Here is a 22,395-nt window from a genome sequence, read left to right as displayed (position 1 = left end):
TGTATGATTAAAGTGCCTAAACAAAAATCAAAGGAGTGTGCTTTTTTGTATCTATAAAATAAAAAAAATTTTATGTTTTGACTATCTATAACGTTCCTATTATAAAAAATAATTAGAAAGATGTTAATTATTCGATTATAGCTACTGCTCTAACCCAACCAGCACTAGCATTTTTAATTTTTATCGGATAACAACTGATTTTAAACCCCGTGGAAGGTAATTGATCAAGACTGGTTAATTTTTCAAGCTGACAATAAGATTTCTCGATTCCTGCAAAATGCCCTTCCCAAATAAGTGAAGGGTCTCCGGTCTTATCAAATTCTTTTGCAATGAATGGTAAAGGTCTGTCCCATGACCAAGCATCAGTACCTACCACTTTTATTCCTTGTTCGAGTAGCCATAAAGTTGCTTCTCTTCCTACACCGCACCCACTGATTAAGTAATTTGATGTTCCCCAATATTGATCCGCTCCAGTCCGAATTAAAACAATGTCCTTTTCTTTTAATCGATAGTCCATCGCATCTAAAGCTTCTTTAAAATCCTCGATTTCTAATCGATATCCGTCTGGTTTGTTTGAAAAATCAAATACAACACCATTACCGTAACACCAATCAAGAGGAATTTGCTCAATTGTCCAAGCTGGCTTACCTTTATCCATTGTTGGATGGTAGTGATAAGGAGCATCTAAATGAGTACCTGAATGCGTAGTCAAGTGAATTTTTTCGATCGCCCATGCTAAACCAGCAGGCAAGTGTTCTTTTTTTGCTGTTCCAAAGAAACGAAGCATATCGTTGACGCTTTGTTCATGATCAATGTATGAAATTTTAGGTATCATTTCCTCTGGATCACTGGGCAAATCATTTTCTATAGTGATACTTAAGTCAACTAATTTCAATGTCTAACAACTCCTTGAATGATTATCTAAGTTTTAATATTAACTAAAAAAATTTTTCTATTTTACTTTTTTTTGATGATTTTTGAATTTATTTTTTATAGTGATAGTCTGATGGACAATCAATGAATTATGTCATTAAATAAAGGATAAACGTTAAGAACGATGCTTCTATCAGTTTACAACGATTAGAAAGGTGAAGAAAATCTTGAAAAATAACTGTCATTTATCCTATTGATTTTATAATGTGGAAGTCCAACATAGTATACTTTACTTGATTTTTCGAGACTAGAAGTAATATCTTCTTTACATTAATAGAAAAATATATTACAATTTTTTCGAATATCGGAGGATCCTAAGGGATTGGATAAGATTACTCTTATCCAATCCCTTTTTTGTCTTCTGATATCTAATTTTTCTTAAGGAGGTACGAAATGGAGAAGAACTGGTTTTACGTTATCTTCGGAGGTTTTTTAGAAATTTTTTGGGTACTTTGTTTAAAAAAATCAGAGAATTTCCATCATTTTTTCTATTCCATTTTGACGATTTTGCTCGTTGTTATTAGCTTTTATTTATTTGCTAAAGGTATGGAAAGCTTACCTACTGGAGCAGCATATACAGTGTTTACTGGAATAGGTGCAGTCGGAACAATCATTTTTGGTATTTTATTTCTGAAAGAAAGTGTATCTGTGCAAAAAATATTGTTTTCTGCATTATTAGTTATAGGAATTTTGGGTCTAAAAATCACAACAAAGGAGGAATAATCTGTGGATATACTTTATCTTATACTAGCAGGAATAGCAGAGATCATAATGGTATTTTCTCTTAAAAATTCACACGGATTTCAAAAAATAAATTGGAGTATTATAACTATTATTTCTGCAGCCTCTAGTTTACTACTTTTATCGCATTCAATGAATACATTAGAAGCTGGGGTTAGCTATAGTATTTGGGTAGCTTTTGGTTCCATTGGTTCAATGATCCTTGGAGTATTTTTATTTAAAGAAAAAATGAACTGGCTACAATTTACTTCCATGATTATTATTTTATTTTCTGTGATTGGCCTAAAACTAGTTAGCTAATTAAATTGAAGAATCTATTGTCATTTGTGAGACTGGGACAAAACTTATCTCAGTCTCTTCTACTATCACTAAAGCTGTTTGCTAATTGAAAGCTATTTTCTTTTAAATACGCTTCAAATGCTTCTTGTGTGGTTTGTGTGGTTTGAGTTTCATTCGGATCAAGCTTGGCACAAAACTCTCCGTTTTAAGCGATTATCTGGGCTTTTCCTTCAAAGTAAGGTTTTTCTTGACGTTCCTGATCTTTTCTTGCAATTGGTAGATCATAGATGTTGTTGGGGTTTGGACTCTACCTAAGGACAAACTTACTGGTATGCCTTTTTGCTGCAAGAGTAAACTATACCATGGGTTATCATTCATACCATCAATGAATCAACGTGAAATAACAAAAAATCTGAGACAGAATGAGGTTCATTCTGACCCAGATTTGATCACGCTGAGCACTTACTCAACTTTTTTAGCCGGAAGCGAACGTTTTCTTGCCCGCAATGCGAATTTAAATGAAAAATCATCAACTGGCTTATTCATAGTATAGGATTCCAGTAAATTAATATTTTTCCGATAACTATTAGCAGAAAAAGTCGTGATCTTCTCAGCTTCTTCATACTCATCAACGATTTTGCGCTCTAAGTAATAGCCACGTAACATTTTTTTAGAATAAAGACTGTCTTGTTGGATCATCCAAGAGGAGATCAAATTTCCTGAAGCCATTTTGATGCCTTCCATTTTTCGTTGTTGGATGAAAAAGTTGACCATTGTTTCATCATAAACATCGGTTAGGTTTTCTAAACTCTCAATGATCAATTGTGTGTTTTTTTGATAGGTTTCCCGAATTTCTTGAATATCTTTTTCGGAAATCAGTGTCTTTCGATCTGATTTTTGTCGTTGCCAGAACATTTTGGGATGTAAGATGATCCGAATCAACCGTCGAACAAAAATAAACCAGAAGCCGACAAACGACAGTACCTGACTAGTAATAGAGTGTTCAAAATTAGCAAGAAATCGTGAATAAAAACGATAGCCATTTGAGGAAAGCTTACCAGAACGATAACTTTTATCTAATCCATCACGTTCGATGGATAAAATCAATGCTTGAATTTCTTGTACTTCTTGCTTTTCATCATCAGAAAGATCTTTTAAATAAAGATCACGGATACGCTCTTGATAGTTTTCAATCACTGCTTCAGTTGCTAAATATTCTTTTGAATCTTTATCTAACGTTTTGATTTCAGATTTCAATACTTCAATGACTTCTTCTAGGATCATTAAAGCATTCAAATCTGTTTTCACTACCTCTTCCGTTTCTGTCAACAAGGGTAAAACCACGATGCCTACGATCAGCGTTACCAAAATAACTCCTGCCGTCAAAAATAATAATAAAGAGCGCTGATAAAAAATCATTTGGTTAATCGTAAAAGGTAAGATGAAAATCGTTGCTAAACTAACCGTTCCTTTCACACCACCAAAAGTTAAAATCAAAATCTCATTCAATTGTTCCTTGAATTCTTTTCCTTTATATTTAAATAAATAAAAAAGACTGATTGAAACAAAGCGAATCATAAATAAGATCATTGAAATCAACAAAATCGTGATTAACAGCAACCAATTTGAATAAAGCCCATCTCCCCAAACTGGAGAAAATACTTGGGTTAATTCGATTCCTAAAAAAATAAAAACTAACGCATTCAGCGTAAATGTGATTGTTGTCCATGTACTATCGGACAAACTTGATAACTCCGCATCAAACACCGAGATTTTTCTAAATCCTGAAGCTTGCAATACCCCAGCTACTACTGCGGCAATAATCCCTGAAACATCAAATACTTCTGCTAAAACATACGCTAAAAACGGTAATAGCAATTCAATTAACAAGTAACCTGTCACATCTCTGGCAGAAGCCTTCTCAATCAGATTAATCACTTTTCGTTTGACCCAGACAAGTAAAAAGCCAACGACGGCTCCTCCTATACTAGAAAACACAAGTGTAAATCCTGCGTTGACTGCAGAAAAAGAGCCCGTGATCAATGCAGCTAATGCAAATTGAAAGGCGGTAACACCTGAAGCATCATTCAATAATCCTTCGCCTTCTAAAATATGCATCGCTTTATTTGGGATATTCACCCGTCCAGAGAGCGAGCTGACAGCGACAGCATCGGTTGGTCCAAGAGCCGCTCCAAAAGCAAAACAAGCAGCTAATGGCACGCTGGGTAATAAAAACGACAGCGTGAAACCAACCCCGACTAATGTAAGGATTACCCCTCCAAAAGCCAGAAATAAAATCGTATCAAAGTTTTTTAGGATCGAGGATACATCGGCTTTTTCTCCTTCACGAAAAAGCAACGGCGCAATGATCATCACTAGAAAGAGTTCTGGTTCAAAGTTGATCGATTGGCCCCATTCTGTTAAGCCTAAGATGATACCAAGAAATATTTGGATCAGTGGAGCTGGGATCATAGGTAAAATGCGGCTAGCTATATTAGATAAGGTGATCGTTACAGCAAATACGATCACTAACTCAGCAAATTCCATGGTCCGTCCCCTTTATTTTTTATTTTGAGCGAGTACCTTTAGAAATTGTTCTTTTTTCTTCAATATTTTGTTTTCTACCACTTCTGCTTGTACATTGTTTCCTTCTAATTCACACTGTACTCGCTTTGATTCTAAACGTAGCAAATCATGTTTCAATCGCTCAAGCTGACGGTACATGATGATATTTTTCTTCCGCAGCTTACAAAGAATTTGCCGACGATCTTCCATTGAAAACGCACCATAACGATCATGCAACAGTTTCTTTTGTTCTTCAAAGCTCTTCCTCATTTTTAAGATCTCCTAAATGCAAACTTGATCTTCATGAAACACTGAACGTTAAAAGGAAAAGGATTCCCCTTTATTAGACAAGTTCAGCTGGATTCAAAGAATAAGTTTGCTTGAATTTCAGAAACTCATTCTATTCCAAATGGAAGAAAATATCAAGTGCGGAAAACACACCAAAAAAGGAGCTGGGAAACCATTTCCGCTCCTTTTTCAGCTATCCATTAAACTTTGGTTTTATTCAAAAAACTCGCCATAGATATCTTCAACACGTTGATCCGGATTGATCACGATGTATAAATTACCTGTTTTTTCACTGATTTTAGTTGATTGGTATTGATTATCCAATCCTTCTGTTCCTTTATCAAGATAAGGGAAATAAACTAGGTCAGGTGTACCATTGCGATAAAGAATCTCCATCCGTTCAATATCTTCATATTTTAATGCGCGATTGAACATGCCCATCTCTAATCCACCTAAGTTGATGTCGTGAGTTGCTACGGAATCACCTTCGTGAAAAATTTCGATCTTAAATCCAGCACAAGGATGGATTTCCATAAATTCACTACCATTGATTCGTCCAAAACTCGTTGTTATTTGTTTGATCCACAAATCACCAATATGGCGACGATTGATCGTCCACGTTTCGCCGTTTCGGAAATAAAATTTTAGCGCTGTCATTTCTTTACTCATAAAAAAATCCCCTTTTGACGTCATTTATTCTGGTTCCCTTTTAGTTTAGCACACATCCCACGTGAAGGTCACATCTAAAGTTTTTTCAAAGATGTGAAACTTTAGAAGCGTTCCACTATTGACAAAAAAAATCCGGAAGCAACTCCCCAGCAATAAGCGAGGATTTTCTAAATAGGAGAAGTTTTTAAATTCCTCACTTATTACTCAGAGCTGATTGCTTCTTTCAGAATCTCTATTAAAGCGCGACTTCGACATTCATCGAAATCTATAAATAGTTATTTTGCTGGAGATAATCAAAAAGGGCACTTGCTTCATTTGCTAAATTTCCCTCTACCACTGCTCTTTCTGCAGCTTGAAGTGCATCACTGACCCATTTCCCTGGTTTCTTGTCACTCACACTAAGAAGTTTCTTCCCATCAATTGCTAACTCTCGCATGGATGTAATCGGTAATTGATCATAGCGTTTTGCTACTTGTTCTAGTTGAGGTGTTTCACCAAAATAAATCATGAGTTCTTCTGTCTTCAAAGCGTTCTCTTTTCCCAAACAATAGAGTACCATTGGTTCCAACATCTGTCTTTTACGTTGAATCAATCCATGAACGATCATTTGAACTTCTCGAATCATTTGGTTGGAACATTTCCATTCCTTTAAGAAAGGACGGATCTCACTTTCTTGAAGTCCTAACTGATCGATCAACAATGCCCACGCCTGACTTTCAGTTTGCAATGGTTCATCTGGTAAATCGGCAAAACGTAACAAGGCTTCACCATAGTCTCTTAAACCTGGACAATAAATATAACATTGCGTCTCAACGAATGTTCTCAATCCTGTGGAACGCTCTTTCCCTAATAACATTTTGATGAATTCCACATTAATCCGTTCGACAGAAATTTTTCCTAATAATGAATGGTTGGCCTGAATGGCCGCAGCCGTTTCTTGCTCGAGTGTAAACCCAATTTGACTAACAAATCGAATCCCACGCATCATACGCAAAGCATCTTCATGAAACCGTTCCTGTGGATCGCCTACTGCTCGAAGGATCTGGTTTTCTAAATCAGCTAACCCGTCAAATAAATCAATGATTTGACCATCTTCTTTTAATGCAAATGCATTAATCGTAAAATCACGTCTTTTTAGATCCTCTTCAAGTGAACGGACAAATTCGACATGATCTGGACGACGATAATCTTGATAGGTCGATTCTGTCCGAAAGGTCGTGATTTCATATTGTTCCTCTTCAGCCAAGACCAAAACGGTGCCATGTTCAATGCCGATATCAATGGTTTTCGGAAAAAGTTGTTTGATTTCTTCTGGAAATGCACTTGTTGCGATATCTACATCATGGATGGGTTGATCCAACAAGATATCTCTGACGCTTCCCCCGACAAAATAAGCTTCAAAACCCGCTTGCTCCAATTTATTCAAGACAGGAATCGCTTTTTGGTATTCTCTTGGTAATTGTTTTAGTTTCATTGTTTTCCCTCTTCCAACTTGATGGCTTACGCTTTTTTATCATCCTTATTTGCTTCTTTTCTTTCAAAGCGATTGTGATCTCTGCGATTAAATTTTTCCATATTTTTTTCAAATACATCCGTTAAATCGATTTCCAGGGAATTTGCCATGATCATAGTGACAAATAAAACATCACCTAATTCTTCTGCTACAGAATTGTTGGGCTCCGTTTCTTTCTTCGCTTTTTCACCGTATGTATGATTGACTTCTCGAGCCAGCTCCCCGACTTCTTCTGTTAAGCGTGCCATTTGAGCTAATGGAGAAAAATAGCCTACTTTAAACTGTTGGATATAGTCATCTACTTCCTGTTGCATACTTCTTAAAGAACGTTCTTTTGTCATTTCTTCTCCACCTTTCCTATTTATCTTACCAAAAACTACGTCCAAATCCTAGGCAAGAGCGATTGAGAAAATAAAGATTACGTGCTACATTGAGTAATGTGATGTAAAAAAAATGTAATATTGCGAAAATATTAGTCGGTTTATCGAAGGAGTGGTTTGATGATCTCAATGAAAACAGTTAAAGAAGTCGTAATGATTATGGTTGGTACAAGTATTTATGCGTTTGGACTCGTTTATTTAAATATTGCGAATCATTTAGCAGAAGGTGGCGTTTCAGGGATCACTTTGATCTTACGCGCACTTTTTGGGATTGATCCTGCCTACTCTACACTTTTGATCAATATACCTTTGATTTTGATTGGGGGAAAAATTTTAGGAAAACGTTCACTCGCTTATACCGTCTTAGGAACAGTTTCGTTGTCTGCATTTTTATGGATTTGGCAACGTGTTCCTTTACAAATCAATCTTCAACATGACTTACTGATCGTCTCATTATTGGCTGGCTTAATTGCCGGAACTGGAAGTGGTCTGGTCTATCGGATGGGTGGAACTACCGGTGGAAGTGATATCATTGCTCGTATATTAGAAAAGAATTATGGGATCTCAATGGGTCGATCTTTACTGGTATTAGATGTTATCGTTTTGTTGGCTTCATTGACTTACATTGACTTGAAACGCATGATGTATACGTTAATTGTTTCTTATGTTTTCAGCCGTGTCATTGATTCAATCTTAGATGGCGGTTACTCAGCTAAAGGGATTTTAGTCGTCTCAAACAAAAATGAAGAAATTGCCCCACTGTTGATGACTGGATTAGAACGCGGCGTCACTTTTTTAAGTGGTGAAGGTGGATTTTCTGGTCATTCTAAAAAAATTATCTATATGGTGGTTAGTTCGAGTGAATTGAATGAAGTGAAACGAATCGTCCATGAAATCGATGAAAAAGCCTTTCTATCGATCATCAATGTCCATGAGGTCGAAGGAGAAGGATTCACTTATCTTAAACCACAGTCTAAGTTATTTAAGCGAATATAGCTCTCTCCTAGTTCTACTCGTTTTTCTGGAGTGAGTTTCATCTTTCTTTTTGGCATACAAAATCCCCCTATACAAGACTTTTATATTTCAGTGTCCTATATAGGGGGAGCATATCAACTTGCCTCAGTCTCTTTTAGTATCTTTAAAAACGAATAAACGGTTAGATAAAAGTATCCTTAGTTAGGATTCTTTCCTGCATGTTCGCCTTTTACTTGGTTCTTGCTTAATATTTCACGATTAACTTCATCGGACAATTCTAGGAAAGCATCTTTATCCCCTTTTTCAAGCGCTTGATCAATCTGTAAGTAAAGCATTTTGAGATGGGCTGCTTGTTCTTTCTCTTTGAGATATTGCTCGACTAGTTCAAGATCTTCTTCACTAATAGAGTCGTTCCAAGATGCAAAGGGGTTCTCTTCTAAAACCATTAAATACTCTTTTGTCTGCCAAGCATTTTCAAAAAGGCATTCTACATATAGCGGTCTTTTCCAATTTAATCGAATTTCATGAAAAATTTGATCAGTATCGGTAAACTCTTTCCCCTCGAGAAATAATTTCATTGGTTCTCCATCGAAAGAAAGGTCACTGATTTGTAATCCCCGATTTGCTTGATTCGCTCCTTCAACAAAATGAACATTACTTAAGATTGCTTCATGATTAGCCAAGTAATTCAAAATCCAAAAAACCTCTCTGCGACTAAATGAAACATGATTGACCATCCAAGTTAAGAAATTCTTTTTTTCCTTTACATCTATTAGCATTTTACTCACCTCTCTGCTAGGTCGTCTAATACTGACAATGCCTCCAAATCTCCAGGTTCCAATTCTAAATAATGAGTAAGTAGATCTTTTGTTTTTGTCAATTGTCCTTCTTCTCGTAAGAATAAGGCGTATTCTTTTAGAAAATCAGGTTCATACTCCAATTCGTGATACGCTTGTTCATAATGAACAGCTGCTAGCGTGAAGTCCTCTAATTCATTATAGGCATGGGCTAAATTCCATTCCGCATATGGATTTGCAGTTTCTTCCATTTGCTCGATACTCTTGATTACATCTTCGTAACGTTCTTCATCTAAATACAAATTACTTAATGTTAATAACGTTTCGTCTTGTTTTTCACCTAATTCCAACGCATTTAATAATAGTTTTTCTGCTTTTTCTTTGTCATGTAGGCGATACGCATTTTCAGAAGCTAAGTGATAGAGTTCTACTTGATAAGGATTTTCTTTGATCCCATCTTCAAGAACTTTCTGCGCTTCTTCAATCAATTCTTCTTCTTGCAATGCTTGACCTAAATAAAGATAAAGAGATTGATATTGGGGATTTACTTCTCTCAATTCTTGTAAATAATTGATCGCTTTTTCATTTTCTTTTAGCTGCAGATTGGTGAAAGCTAACTGGAATAAGCGATCATCTGTCCGTTCTTCCTGCAATGCTTGTTCCAATGGTTCGATTGCTGCTTCGAACTCTCCTTGCATGCTTAGAGATTGTCCTAAACGTTCCTGCATAGAGATACCAGAAATCTCATCAATATTACTTGATAATAATAGTTGATAGATCGTTGCAGCTTCAGCAAAACGATCGACTGAAAAGTAAAGTTCGGCTAAAGCAAATTGGATCAATGGTTCATCAGGCAACAACGCAGCTGCTTCCTTTAATTTCGCTTCACTGACTTCAGGAATACCGATTACTTGATATAAATCAGCAATTGCTAATAAAGCTTGAGGATAGTAGTCACTTTCTTTTGAAATGTTTTCCAGATATTCAAATGCTTGATCGATTTCATTATCTTCAATCGCAATTTCCGCCAATGGAATGAACAACTCATCATTTTCGGGGTACTGTTTCACTAACTGTTCAAAAATTTGCTTTGCTTCTTCTAAAAAACCAATCGCTAAGAGTTCTTCCCCTAATTCAGCCAAAACATCGGCCGGATCTTCTTTCAAAGCTTGTGTCAGATATAACTGAGCTTGCGCCAAATCTTCCTCTGACAATGCTTGTAACATTTTTTCACTATTTGTATTCATTTAAATCCCTCTAATCTCACTAATAATCTCGTCATAAGATTTCATTGTTTGTATTAATTCTTGTTCCTTTGGCGATTGATATTTCTCTATTATACCAATTTTTTTCAAAACAAGAATTTTTTTGCTTTTTTCCGCTAGAAGTAAGACATTTTCTAAATAATCAATTTTTGATAATTGTTCTGGCCAATCGATAGGATAACCCAGATGTTTCAACCAGATAAAAAAATTTTTCAATTGAAAGGACATATCCGCTAGTCCTACATTCCAAGTAAGATGAAAAAGCATTCCTAATAGTTTTTTCATACTAGCTGATAACAAATGACCATTTTCTGTTAGGTAAAAAGCTTGTTCAAATAGTTTACCATAATTTGAGAGATTTTCCGCATCTACTTGGTAAAAACTAATCATTTCTTCCAGCATCCCCGTAAAAGCCCGCTGAGATAACTGCCTTGGTTGCGGATAGTTTTTATAGAGATTTTGTAAAAAATGATAATCACAAACTAAACCACATGTTATCAAAGTCAAAAAATCTATTTGTTTCCCTTCTCCTTGTTTTTCACTGATTGTTTGATCGTAAACGATTCGTTCTGGAAGGTTGGTCGTTCGCAAGACGACTTGATTTGGCAATTGTAAAATATTTCGTTGAGGAGTTAATGCTCGGGCCATTGAACGAATCGATACCGGAATTAGCCATAATGTTGATGCAAGTGAGGTATGCTTCTGGAAAAAACCTGCTAAATCCATGATCCCCTCATTCCCAAACCCAATGATAAGTAAGGATTGGTTTTCAGGATATCGTTTTGCAAATGTCACAAGATTACTTAGTTCTGTTAAGTGATTACATTGAGTATTGGCACAAATATACCAATCAATCTCACTCGGGTTAGGAAACTGTTGGTTGATTTTCTCAACAAACAAATCGTAATACCGTTGGTTCGTCAAAAATATAACAGGCTGATCAATCGTTATTGTTTTCAGCTGGCTGACCAACGTTTCCCCATAATAGATTTTTGTTTGTTCTTCTTGTCCTTGATAGTCGATTTCCATAAGCACCCCTCCTTTTCTTTATTTTACCATTAGTAAGTAAAATCGGAAAAGAATAGGGTAAATTCTTGAGAGAATATAGAAAAACTTCGTAATTCACCTACATTTAAGAGCACCTATTTAAAGAATTCTTGTGTAATAAATCGGGCATGGTATACTGTAATACGAAGTAAAAGATTATATAGGACTTTGCTTTTCATTTTATAAAACGGAGAAATGGATTAAGCAATTTTATTCAACTAAATTTCATCAAAAATGAGGGATAAGTTTTGTCAAAAATAAATAAAAAATCAGTTACAGCAATTTTAATTATCTCCCTATGTGCTTTTTTTATGGTTTCACCTCAAATTTATAAACATGCACTCATTGTTTCAAATGACTGGGTATTTCATATGAACCGTTTCTATGACACGGCTATGCAATTAAAAAATGGCACGTTTAATTATTTCCAATCCATCTACGGTTTTAGCCAATCGGGAAGAGTCATCAATGCCCTTTATGGAACCGACTTTGCCTATTTACATGGACTGTTACTTTTAATTTTTAAAACTTGGTTCAGATTCCAACTTGTATCTACTTTTCTGTGTTACTTCACTGCCGGTACATCGATGTATTTCCTTGGACGGTACTGCCATTTAGAGCAAAAAATTGCTACTGGGATGGCTATTTTATACATGGGTACACCTACTATTTTTTACTATACTCTTGCCCAAAATTTTTCTGGTTGGGGTGCTGCCTTTTTACCTCTTATTTTTATTCCAGCTGTTAGAATGATAAGAAATCGGGAAAACCCAATCCAACCTGTGGTGCTAGGAGGAACCATTTCATTATTGCTATCTGTCCATATGTTTTCAACCTTACTAGCCGTAGCCACTTTGATTCCCTTTTTCCTTGTAGGTTTTCTTCACTCGAACAAAAAACTAGTAATAATCAAACAGGCTCTACTAGCAGTGGTGATCGCTATCGGTCTTTCTTTCAATACGTTTACTGCTTTTCTGGATTTGTCCAATGATACCTTGATTCCACCATACGCAGTAACTGATCTATTATCGAATAGTACTTCACTTTCGTTTGGTTCAATTGGCTGGACAAACTTTGGACTAATCCTTTCTATGATATTTGTTTTTCAACTTGTGTTTACTATCGTCCACTTTAATAAACTCAGTGTGTTGGAAAAAACAATCAACTTAGTCGGAGCATTCTTTTTACTTGTCTCTTCTAAATACATTCCTTGGAATGATATCGGCAATTATTTTACATTTGTTCGCAAAATGCAATTTCCACAAAGACTGGGTTGCCTCGCATGTATCTTATTAATACTAGGGTTCGGTTTTACCATTCAAAAAGCCTTTGTAACTTTAGAGAAACAATCGGTTTTAAAAATCAGTGTGCCACTATTACTGACTTTTTCATTGTTAAATTTAACAGGTGGCTATGCTTTAATTTCGGATACAGCAGCTATCTGGAATAGTGATGCCCCACTTTCTAAAGACACCAGTGCTGCTGAAACCTTAGAAAGTAATGCAAGTAATATTCGTCACCTATTTGGAGGCAATGCTGATCTATCTGCTGCTTTACAAATAAACAGAAAACCGATGGCTGACTATTTACCTGCTAGTGGGGGACAATTGGAAGATCCTTACAAAGCTTATAAAGAGGACGTTTTACACAATTCTATCCCTCTTAAAAGATCAATTGACAAACAAGGGAATATACATCTAACTTTCACTGCTAAAGATACAAATAAAATAACTTTACCAGTAATCATTTACCACAATAGTTCCCTCATAATCAATGGAAAATCTAGAAGTGAAGCACAATATTCACTGACTTCAATAGGCGCTCTAAGAATTTCTCCAAAGATTGGTACAAATGAAATTATTGTAGGATATAAACCAGGTAAACTATTCAGATCAGCTATTTATATCCGAATACTAACAGTGGTTATCATCATTGCTTACTATATGAGCAAACGCAGCAAATTTTTCAGTAAAAACAAACGCACGAAATAACCGATGAGCAAAAGATTTTTTCTAAACAGCCAGATAGACAAATGAGACAATGAACGAAGCAATCAACTTTGAATAAATAAGAGGTTGTAAAAATAACGACTATCTTATTCATTAGGATAGCTTGAAAAAATAGCTCTTTGTCAATAATGACTGAGAAGTTTTGTATTAAAAATCTGGGACAGAATGAACCGTATTCTGCCTCAGATTTTTTTATTATCGTTTAAAGCAAGGTTGTGAAAAGAGCGTAAATCAGAGGTTTTGCAAGCATCGGGAGCTTCGATGACAATGAGAAAAGATTTTTTGAAATAGCTTCTCCTATTTTAGAAAAGCATCGCTTATTGCTGAGAAGTTGCTTCTTGTAGACCATTACTCATTTTAAACTAAAAAATAAGATTTATATCTCAGATTCATAAATAACGGAGACGCAAAGTACCCTTCGTCTCCTAATTTCTTCACTCTAAAACTCAAAACAATAGGAAATATAAAAAAGCACTTGCAGCTTAAAGCCACAAGCGCTTTTTTATGAGCCGTATTATTTAACAGCGTCTTTTAATGCTTTACCTGGTTTGAATGCAGGTACTTTGCTAGCTGGGATTTCGATTTCTTCACCAGTTTGTGGATTACGTCCTTTACGTGCAGCACGTTCGCGAACTTCAAAGTTACCAAAACCGATTAATTGAACTTTTTCGCCGTTAGCTAAAGCATCTTGAATAGTTGAAAATACAGCATCGACTGCTGCAGTTGCATCTTTTTTAGTTAAGTCAGTAGCTGAAGCAACTTTTTCGATTAATTCTGCTTTGTTTGCCATGGATAGATTCACCTCCTCCACAAGAGATATGATGTAAAACATCAGTTTAGTTAAAAACATTCTGAGTGGTCCAGAAGTTTAAAAGAAATATTGATCTAGTTCAATATTCTGTTATCACGATATCATATAAACCGCTTAATAGCAAGGTTTTTACCATTTTTCACATGCTTTTTTTAGTCATAAAAACGTAATAAACAAAACCACCTATTTTTTTTGAAAAAAATCTGCCGATGTGGTAAAATGCCTATTTTCGTCTTCTTGGAATGATTCGGATCGAAGTTCCTTCGAAAGTAAATGCTTTACGAATTTGATTTTCTAAGAAACGTTCATAAGAAAAATGCATCAACTCTTCTTCATTAACAAAAACGACGAAGGTTGGTGGTTTTACAGCCACTTGCGTAGCATAGAAAATCTTTAAACGCTTCCCTTTATCTGTTGGAGTCGGGTTGATCGCTACTGCATCCATGATGATATCATTCAAGACAGCAGACGGCACACGCAAGTTTTGATTCATACTTACTTCTTCGATCATTTCAGGTAAACGTTCTAAACGTTGTTTTGTGACTGCTGATACGAAGACGATTGGCGCATAATCTAAATAACGAAATTCTTCACGAATTTCTTGCTCAAAATCACGCATCGTATTGGTTTCTTTTTTGACAAGATCCCATTTGTTTACCACGATGATCACACCACGTCCTGCTTCATGTGCGTATCCAGCTACCCGTTTGTCTTGCTCACGGATTCCTTCTTCAGCATTCAAAACCATCAAAACGATGTCGGAACGGTCAATGGCACGCATCGCACGCATCACACTGTATTTTTCGGTATTTTCATATACTTTTCCACGCTTACGCATTCCTGCAGTATCGATCATTAAAAATTTCTGACCGTTATCAGATACAAAGTGAGTATCGATAGCATCTCTAGTCGTTCCTTCTATATCCGAAACGATCACTCGTTCTTCTCCTAGAATCGCATTAATCAATGAAGATTTCCCAACATTTGGGCGGCCGATCAAACTAAATTTGATCGTATCATCCTCTTCTTCTTCCCCATCATTTGAAAAGTGTTTAATTGCTTCATCTAATACGTCGCCGATCCCTAAACCGTGACTCCCTGACACTGGATATGGATCACCCAATCCTAATGAATAAAATTCGTAAATATCGTTTCGCATTTCGGGATTATCCACTTTGTTAACTGCTAAAATCACAGGTTTATTACTGCGGTATAAAATTTTTGCTACTACTTCATCTGCATCGGTGACTCCTTCACGTCCGCTGACAACACAGATGATGACATCTGCTTCTTCAATCGCGATTTCTGCTTGATGCTTGATTTGATCCATGAATGGTTCGTCACCTAAATCAATCCCACCTGTATCGATCACACTGAATTCTCGACCTAACCATTCGCCTTTAGCATAAATACGATCGCGAGTTACTCCTGGAGTATCTTCGACAATCGAGATACGCTCGCCAGCGATGCGGTTAAAAATCGTAGACTTACCGACGTTCGGGCGGCCAACGATTGCAATTGTTGGATTTGCCATATTTTTTCCTCCTCACAAGTTTCCAATCTTACTTAGTGTAACGAAAGCTTTGCGAACTTTCAAGCATTGTTCGCTAAAATTACGCAAGTATTTATTCATTGGACAACTTTTTTTCATAAAACATCAAAGTGAATATTGAACCCTAGTAAACCATCTTTTATTCTTGTTTCTTTGGTTAAAGAACTACATTGTTCAAATAACCCTAAAAACCATATTCAGAACCGCTAGATGAGCGTTAGCCTAAATATTCACACACTACTGAACTTAAAATCGATCAGTGACATTTGATTATAGCATAATTTGTTTCTCTCGTTTTCATTTTCTACTCTTTTTATTGTTTCATGATATGTGAAAGCTCTTTTCTTCACTCTCATTCTTTCAACGATCTTCATATTCTCAAACTCTCAGTTTATCTAGCGCAATATCCTAATTCCTTATTCTAGCCTATGTTTTCTTATGGTCACTTCATTAGTCCCACTGTGCCTACAATATAGCCTGATGCCCAAAAATGTTGATTTTCAAACTCAAATTATTATTTTCATGTTTACCAGAAATTATTAACGTCCTTTTTCTTTTCAATAGCCTGTAAAACTGGACATGCATATTTCATTAATCTACAACCGGAAAGTTTATGCCATATCTAGCTATGAGAAATAAGCCGAAGAATCCAAAAATAGTTCCTCCTATTTTTGGTATTCTTCAGCAATTTTTTGTTAAAGCAACTTCTTGAACCATATGGATAAGGTCGTGAAAGAAGCGATCAGCTCCAAATTTTTTGAACGAATGTGATAAACATCAAGAAAAGAATTTGACGTTAAATGCTCCCTCCAGGAAGTAATGAGATTGGCAAAATGTAATCCTTGCTTGTCTTTTCATTCTTCATTTTTTTCAGAAGAACATCAACAATCAGACTTGCGATTTCATCAATTGGTTGTCTGATTGTGGTCAATTGTGGGAAAAATTTCTCAACAAAAGATGTTCCATCATAGCCAATAATTTTTAGATCTTCAGGGATATTAAGTTTAAGCTGATGAGCGATTTTCATAGTAAGAATGGCTGTTAGATCATCAGAAACAAAAATACCATCTGGTTTGTGTCTTAGGATCGTCGACTTGATTTCCATTTCTCGACGAATCGTAGAGAGATTATTAGGAATTTTGAAAACTTTGCCATTTGGATTTTGAAAAGAAAAACCAAGCGCACGTAACCCTGTTGGAGAATCCGTATTGTCATTTCCTGTAATCATAATACTATTTTGACAACCATTTTTTTGTAACGTTTTAGCAGCCAGTTTTCCACCTTCAAAGTTGTCTGAAGAAACAATGGAAACATTGGGAGCTAAGTTTCTATCAAAAGCGACAATAGGTGCTCCCACACGCTCATAATCAGCAATTCCAAGATTATGACTAGATGAGATAATCCCATCAACTTGATTCGCTTCAAGCATTTCAATGTATTCCCGCTCTTTAGCAGGATCGTTCTGACTATTGCAAATAATTGTTTTATAGCCATGTTTGAATAATTCGATTTCCAAATACTCAATCAGTTCAGAGTAAAAGATATTACTGATATTAGGAAAAATAAGCCCAATAAGTTGGGGTGACTTTCCTTGAAGTCCACGTGCTAGATTATTAGGTTTGTAACCAAGAGTTTTCATAGCTTCATGAACTTTTTGTTTCGTTTTTTCCGATAGATATCCCTTATTGTTAATGACACGTGAAACGGTAGTTGGGCTAACTCCAGCTAGTTCAGCGACATCAGATAATTTTGCTACCATATTAATATTTTAATTCAAAGTATTTTCCAGTCGGTTCACCTGATTTAAGTTGAATACCATTTTGGTGTTTCTCAGGGAATACGCGACTAGTAAATACTTTTTCTCCTTTATTAATAAAAATCTCAATGATTGAATTATCTACAAAAATGTTAGCAATTGTTTCTTTAGTATCAATTGAGCATTCACGAATCGTACCAAAGTCAGTGGCATATTGAATGCCTGCTTTACTGCGATCTAAAATAATTTTTCCTTCTTTGGTATCTACAATCAAGCTAAGTCCATTTCCTTTACTATCAGAGAAAAGAAGTAACTCCGATTTCTGATTTGGAGGAAACGTTAGTTCAAGCTCATAAGTATTATTTGTTTCTGCTTTTGCTGTAAATTGTTCAGAACTAGCACGTAATGATGTAATAGCTTCTACTGGATATTGGTAAAGTTTACCATCTTTTATTGAAAGTTCTTTTACAAGACTCATTGCTCCCTGATAATCATACTTATCAGTTGGATACTCGATATCAGGTAGTCCAATCCAACTGACAATCAGAGTACGACCATCAGGAGTATTGAATCCTTGAGTCGCATACGCTTCAAATCCATAATCAAGATTTTGAATTTCTGAAGCGCCCACAAGTTTCACTTTTTCTATGTCAAGCGATTGACAGATCTTAAAAGTATTCGGATAGATATTCCCATAATTAAGCTCAGATTTATCCAACCCTTGAGGACAATAAATAAGAACAGGTTTTTTGTCTACAAATACCAGGTTTGGACACTCAATCATGTATTCTGAACCAGTGCCGCCAAAATCAAGGTTGCCAACTTCTTCCCATGTTTCCACGTTATTGTCATCCGCTTTGTAAAGTTTGATAAAGCCTGATTTTTCTAAATTTTGTGCTCCAACAATCGCATACAATTGTCCTTCATAATTAAACATTTGTGGATCACGAAAATGATCAGTTACATCAGCAGGTGGATGAATAAGAACATTCTCACCTTTCGTAATGTTGTAGTCTTTATCCATCCATGCTCCGATTTGAAGTGTATCACGTTCCCAATTTTCATTTCGAACGTTTCCTGTATAGAGCAAGAATAGATTCCCCTCTATTTCATATGCAGAACCGGAATAAGCGCCGTGGCTATCTCGTTTTGTGTCTGGAAGAAGTTCTGCTCCTGTTACATGAAAATGAACTAAGTCATCTGATTCAGTGTGTACCCATTCTTTCAACCCATGAGCAGCTCCAAATGACCAATTTTGATAAAAAAGCGTATATTTTCCGTTAAAAAAAGAAAAACCATTAGGATCGTTTAACAATCCTGTTTTAGGTTCGATATGATAGCTAGCACGCCAAGGTGATCGTTTTACATTATCCTTAATTTTATCCATCTCATCTTTAGTCCAATCAGAATAAGCACGATATCGTATTTCTCGAGGTAAGTTCATATTTTACTCCTTCAATTTATCTTTTTACAACTAGTATGGTAAACGTTTTCCGTTGAAAAATCAATCATTTCATTTAAAAAAGTAAATTATATGACAAACGTTTGACATATTTTTAAGATATGCTAAAATAAATTTGCATTTCAGTGAACCGTTTTCACGTAAAAATAAAAAAGGAGTGATTCGAATGAATTACAGTAAAGTAGCTTCCGACGTAATACAAGCGGTCGGAAAAGATAACCTTATTGCAGCTGCACACTGCGCTACACGTCTTCGTCTCGTACTAAAAGATGACACGAAAGTGAATCAAAAAGCTTTAGACGAAAATCCAGATGTGAAAGGCACATTTAAAATTGATGGGCAATATCAAGTGATTATCGGTGCAGGTGATGTTAATTTCGTTTATGACGAACTTATCAAAAAAACTGGACTTTCAGAAATTTCAACAGATGATTTAAAACAAATTGCTAGTAAAGATAAAAAATTCAACCCCATTATGGCATTAATTAAATTATTATCAGATATTTTTGTTCCAATTATACCTGCCCTTGTTGCAGGTGGTTTATTAATGGCATTACAAAACTTTTTAACAGCTGCTGGACTTTTTGGACCAAAATCAATTGAAGAAATGTATCCTGCGATTGAAGGTATTTCCTCAATGATCCAACTGATGTCCGCTGCACCATTTATGTTTTTGCCTATTCTAGTTGGTATTTCCGCTGCTAAACGTTTTGGAGCCAACCAGTTCCTTGGTGCTGCAATTGGAATGATTATGACAACACCACAACTTGGTGGTTCTATGGAATATTGGAATATTTTTGGTTATCATGTCTCACAAACTAACTATGCTTATCAAGTCATTCCTGTGTTAGCAGCTGTTTGGCTATTATCAATACTGGAAAAGTTTTTTCACAAAAAACTTCCATCATCCGTTGACTTTACATTTACTCCCTTATTATCTGTAATCATTACCGGCTTTCTAACCTTCACAGTCATCGGCCCTGTCATGTTATTGCTTTCTAACGGGATTACAGATGCGATCGTTTGGCTATATAATGCAACCGGATTTATTGGAATGGGTATTTTTGGTGGAACTTACTCGTTAATCGTTATGACCGGTCTTCATCAATCATTTCCTGCAATTGAAACGCAGTTACTTTCAGCATGGACTAATGGTATTGGACATGGAGACTTTATATTTGTAGTTGCTTCTATGGCGAACGTTGCCCAAGGTGCTGCAACATTTGCTATCTGGTTCTTGACTAAAAATGCTAAAACAAAAAGTCTTGCTTCCTCTGCAGGGGTATCAGCTCTTCTTGGAATTACTGAACCAGCTCTGTTTGGTGTCAATTTAAAATATCGTTTCCCATTTTTCTGTGCTTTAATTGGTTCCGGCGTTGCCGCTGCAGTAGCAGGTCTACTGAAAGTAGTTGCTGTATCACTTGGTTCAGCAGGTTTTCTTGGATTTCTTTCAATTAATGCAACCTCTATCCCATTTTATTTACTATGTGAATTAATTAGCTTTGCGATTGCTTTTGCAATTACTTACTTTTATGGAAAAACAAAAGCTTCAGGCATCTTTGCAGCAGAAGCTCTTACGGATCAAACAGTGACGAATCATTCAGAAAACACCCAACAATCCACAGTTACTTCTGGAGAACCTACTAAAACAAATCATTCTTCAGAAACAATCGTTAGTCCCCTTGCAGGTGAAGTGATTGGACTTGATTCAGTAAATGATCCAGTATTTTCTTCAGAGACTATGGGAAAAGGTATTGCGATTAAACCAACTGGGGACACTGTTTATTCTCCAGTAGATGGTACTATTCAAGTTACATTTGAGACTGGACATGCTTACGGTCTTAAATCGAATGATGGCGCTGAAATACTGATTCATATTGGTATTGACACCGTATCGATGGGCGGTAAAGGATTTATACAAAAAGTTACTGCTAATCAAAAAGTAAAAAAAGGAGATATCCTTGGAACGTTTGATCGTACGCTAATTAAAGAAGCAGGACTTGATGATACAACAATGGTTATTGTGACAAATACCGCAGATTATTCAAAAGTGACACCACTTATTAAAGGAACAGTTACCGCTACTACTGATTTACTTGAAGTTGACTAATGGAATAGTCAATAGTACTGATTATTCTTTCTAACCAAAACATCAATAAACGGATAATTTAAAGGGCTATGCGCGATCTGATGTATGTATTAACTGGAATAATAGCGATTTTTCAAAAGAAAATAACAAATAAACGAGTTAAATTCTTTAAAAATCTGAACAATAAATTGGTTAAATGCATAACTGCCCATGAAATCATCTTTAACTATAAGGAGAAATGTTTTATGCTATACGGTGCAATTGAAGCAGGAGGAACAAAATTTGTCTGTGCAGTTGGTAATGCACAATTAGAGGTTATTGAGAGAGTGAGTTTTGAAACTTTGAATCCAGGAGAAACAATGCCACAAGTTGTTTCTTTTTTCAAAAAATATGAAACAGAATTGTCCAGCATTGCTGTTGGTTCTTTCGGACCTATTGATATCCATCCTGAATCGAAAACATATGGATATATAACCTCAACACCTAAAATACCGTGGAGAAATTTTGATTTTATTGGTTATCTAAAAAGAAATTTTGAGAAAATTCCTTTTTATTGGACAACTGATGTCAATGCTGCAGCTTATGGAGAATATATAGCTGGACATGGTCAAGGCCATTCATTAGTTGTTTATTATACAGTTGGCACAGGTATAGGTGGTGGTGCACTGCAAAATGGAAGATTTATCGAGGGATTCAGTCATCCGGAAATGGGACATATGATTGTACGTAATCACCCTGACGATCACTTTAAGGGTAACTGCCCTTATCATCAAAATTGTTTAGAAGGTATGGCAGCAGGACCTGCTATCGAAAAGAGAATAGGAATTAAAGGTCAAGATTTAAAGGAAGATCATCCTTTTTGGGACATGGAAGCTTTTTACATTGCCCAATGCATTCATAATACTACAATGATGTTTTCACCGGATATTATCATTCTAGGTGGCGGTGTAATGAAACAAGTACACTTACAAGAGAAAATTCATCGTGAATTTTCAAAACTTAATCAGAATTATGTTGCTCATCCGAAAACAGAAGAATATATTGTTTTTCCAAAATTAGGAGATCAAGCTGGAATTATCGGTTGTTTAGGACTAGCCCAAAAAATAGCTTCTAATTAAACAATGATAGAGTTTTGACAGTAGTTTGACAGAAATCTCCAGCTCTGATAAATAGTTTAAGCAAACCATCTATCTAATATCTCCAATTGTGAATACAATATGGCACTTGCACAGCCATTGGGTATGGTCTAAACGATGTACTTTAT

Annotated in this window: 19 protein-coding genes and 1 pseudogene; 6 read left to right on the top strand and 14 right to left on the bottom strand. The window is 35.7% G+C overall.

All coding sequences use genetic code 11. The features are described from left to right. Positions 1 to 127 precede the first annotated feature (127 nt). Positions 128 to 895 (bottom strand): cyclase family protein, encoded by a 768-nt coding sequence (locus tag AB3H90_RS08970; protein WP_010737366.1) that lies wholly within the window; start codon positions 893 to 895, stop codon positions 128 to 130. 431 nt (positions 896 to 1,326) lie between these two features. On the opposite strand from AB3H90_RS08970, the gene AB3H90_RS08965 reads away from it, so the two are divergent. Next, on the top strand, positions 1,327 to 1,656 hold the full coding sequence (locus tag AB3H90_RS08965) for a multidrug efflux SMR transporter (protein ID WP_053766436.1): 330 nt from the start codon (positions 1,327 to 1,329) through the stop codon (positions 1,654 to 1,656). Positions 1,657 to 1,659: 3 nt separating this feature from the next. Beyond that, the gene (locus tag AB3H90_RS08960; RefSeq protein WP_126344293.1) at positions 1,660 to 1,974 is read left to right on the top strand and encodes a multidrug efflux SMR transporter; all 315 of its coding nucleotides are present in this window, start codon (positions 1,660 to 1,662) and stop codon (positions 1,972 to 1,974) included. A 97-nt stretch (positions 1,975 to 2,071) separates the two neighbouring features. On the opposite strand, the pseudogene AB3H90_RS08955 reads toward AB3H90_RS08960, so the two are convergent. The 6 genes and pseudogenes from AB3H90_RS08955 to AB3H90_RS08930 all read right to left on the bottom strand — a co-directional run. Continuing rightward, positions 2,072 to 2,331 (bottom strand): annotated as a pseudogene (locus AB3H90_RS08955) (DNA topoisomerase); the annotation flags it as partial. A gap of 84 nt (positions 2,332 to 2,415) precedes the next feature. Beyond that, a complete protein-coding gene (locus AB3H90_RS08950; RefSeq protein WP_010719552.1) occupies positions 2,416 to 4,500 on the bottom strand; it encodes a sodium:proton antiporter in 2,085 nt (694 codons plus the stop codon). A 12-nt stretch (positions 4,501 to 4,512) separates the two neighbouring features. Then, a complete protein-coding gene (locus tag AB3H90_RS08945; RefSeq protein WP_010719553.1) occupies positions 4,513 to 4,788 on the bottom strand; it encodes a hypothetical protein in 276 nt (91 codons plus the stop codon). A gap of 231 nt (positions 4,789 to 5,019) precedes the next feature. Next, complete coding sequence (locus AB3H90_RS08940) at positions 5,020 to 5,475, bottom strand: hypothetical protein (RefSeq protein WP_010751262.1); 456 nt, start codon at positions 5,473 to 5,475, stop codon at positions 5,020 to 5,022. Positions 5,476 to 5,740: 265 nt separating this feature from the next. After that, on the bottom strand, positions 5,741 to 6,949 hold the full coding sequence (locus tag AB3H90_RS08935; RefSeq protein ID WP_368016593.1) for a CCA tRNA nucleotidyltransferase: 1,209 nt from the start codon (positions 6,947 to 6,949) through the stop codon (positions 5,741 to 5,743). Between the two features lie 26 nt (positions 6,950 to 6,975). After that, the gene (locus AB3H90_RS08930) at positions 6,976 to 7,329 is read right to left on the bottom strand and encodes a nucleotide pyrophosphohydrolase (RefSeq protein WP_010719556.1); all 354 of its coding nucleotides are present in this window, start codon (positions 7,327 to 7,329) and stop codon (positions 6,976 to 6,978) included. 159 nt (positions 7,330 to 7,488) lie between these two features. Between AB3H90_RS08930 and AB3H90_RS08925 the strand changes: the two genes are divergently transcribed. Continuing rightward, positions 7,489 to 8,364 (top strand): YitT family protein, encoded by an 876-nt coding sequence (locus tag AB3H90_RS08925; protein WP_010719557.1) that lies wholly within the window; start codon positions 7,489 to 7,491, stop codon positions 8,362 to 8,364. A gap of 176 nt (positions 8,365 to 8,540) precedes the next feature. Here the strand turns inward: AB3H90_RS08925 and AB3H90_RS08920 are convergent, their stop codons facing one another. The 3 genes from AB3H90_RS08920 to AB3H90_RS08910 are packed head-to-tail and all read right to left on the bottom strand — an operon-like array spanning position 8,541 to position 11,434. Then, positions 8,541 to 9,122 (bottom strand): ReoY family proteolytic degradation factor, encoded by a 582-nt coding sequence (locus AB3H90_RS08920; RefSeq protein WP_010719559.1) that lies wholly within the window; start codon positions 9,120 to 9,122, stop codon positions 8,541 to 8,543. A gap of 5 nt (positions 9,123 to 9,127) precedes the next feature. Further along, positions 9,128 to 10,387: a tetratricopeptide repeat protein gene (locus AB3H90_RS08915; protein ID WP_368016592.1), complete on the bottom strand. Its 1,260-nt coding sequence runs from the start codon at positions 10,385 to 10,387 to the stop codon at positions 9,128 to 9,130. Continuing rightward, positions 10,388 to 11,434 carry a hypothetical protein gene (locus AB3H90_RS08910; protein ID WP_368016591.1) on the bottom strand — a complete coding sequence of 349 codons (1,047 nt, stop codon included), beginning with the start codon at positions 11,432 to 11,434 and terminating at the stop codon, positions 10,388 to 10,390. It abuts the gene before it with no gap. Between the two features lie 266 nt (positions 11,435 to 11,700). Between AB3H90_RS08910 and AB3H90_RS08905 the strand changes: the two genes are divergently transcribed. Further along, a complete protein-coding gene (locus AB3H90_RS08905) occupies positions 11,701 to 13,443 on the top strand; it encodes a hypothetical protein (protein WP_368016590.1) in 1,743 nt (580 codons plus the stop codon). A gap of 532 nt (positions 13,444 to 13,975) precedes the next feature. On the opposite strand, the gene AB3H90_RS08900 is transcribed toward AB3H90_RS08905, so the two are convergent. The 4 genes from AB3H90_RS08900 to AB3H90_RS08885 all read right to left on the bottom strand — a co-directional run bounded on the left by AB3H90_RS08900 (position 13,976) and on the right by AB3H90_RS08885 (position 19,024). Further along, entirely contained in the window at positions 13,976 to 14,251 is a 276-nt protein-coding gene (locus AB3H90_RS08900; protein ID WP_002290178.1) for an HU family DNA-binding protein, read from the bottom strand. 244 nt (positions 14,252 to 14,495) lie between these two features. After that, positions 14,496 to 15,806 (bottom strand): ribosome biogenesis GTPase Der, encoded by a 1,311-nt coding sequence (der, locus tag AB3H90_RS08895; protein ID WP_010719563.1) that lies wholly within the window; start codon positions 15,804 to 15,806, stop codon positions 14,496 to 14,498. 814 nt (positions 15,807 to 16,620) lie between these two features. Then, complete coding sequence (locus AB3H90_RS08890) at positions 16,621 to 17,583, bottom strand: LacI family DNA-binding transcriptional regulator (RefSeq protein ID WP_368016589.1); 963 nt, start codon at positions 17,581 to 17,583, stop codon at positions 16,621 to 16,623. A 1-nt stretch (position 17,584) separates the two neighbouring features. Continuing rightward, complete coding sequence (locus AB3H90_RS08885; RefSeq protein WP_368016588.1) at positions 17,585 to 19,024, bottom strand: sucrose-6-phosphate hydrolase; 1,440 nt, start codon at positions 19,022 to 19,024, stop codon at positions 17,585 to 17,587. Between the two features lie 184 nt (positions 19,025 to 19,208). Here AB3H90_RS08885 and AB3H90_RS08880 point away from each other — a divergent pair, with 184 nt between their 5' ends. After that, positions 19,209 to 21,152: a sucrose-specific PTS transporter subunit IIBC gene (locus AB3H90_RS08880; protein WP_010719566.1), complete on the top strand. Its 1,944-nt coding sequence runs from the start codon at positions 19,209 to 19,211 to the stop codon at positions 21,150 to 21,152. Positions 21,153 to 21,376: 224 nt separating this feature from the next. Then, complete coding sequence (locus AB3H90_RS08875; RefSeq protein WP_368016638.1) at positions 21,377 to 22,249, top strand: ROK family protein; 873 nt, start codon at positions 21,377 to 21,379, stop codon at positions 22,247 to 22,249. The last annotated feature ends 146 nt before the right edge of the window (positions 22,250 to 22,395 follow it).

The organism is Enterococcus sp. C63, assembly GCF_040887215.1.
Taxonomy (GTDB): Bacteria; Bacillota; Bacilli; order Lactobacillales; family Enterococcaceae; genus Enterococcus_B; species Enterococcus_B hirae.
This window is presented reverse-complemented; position numbering and strand designations above follow the sequence as displayed.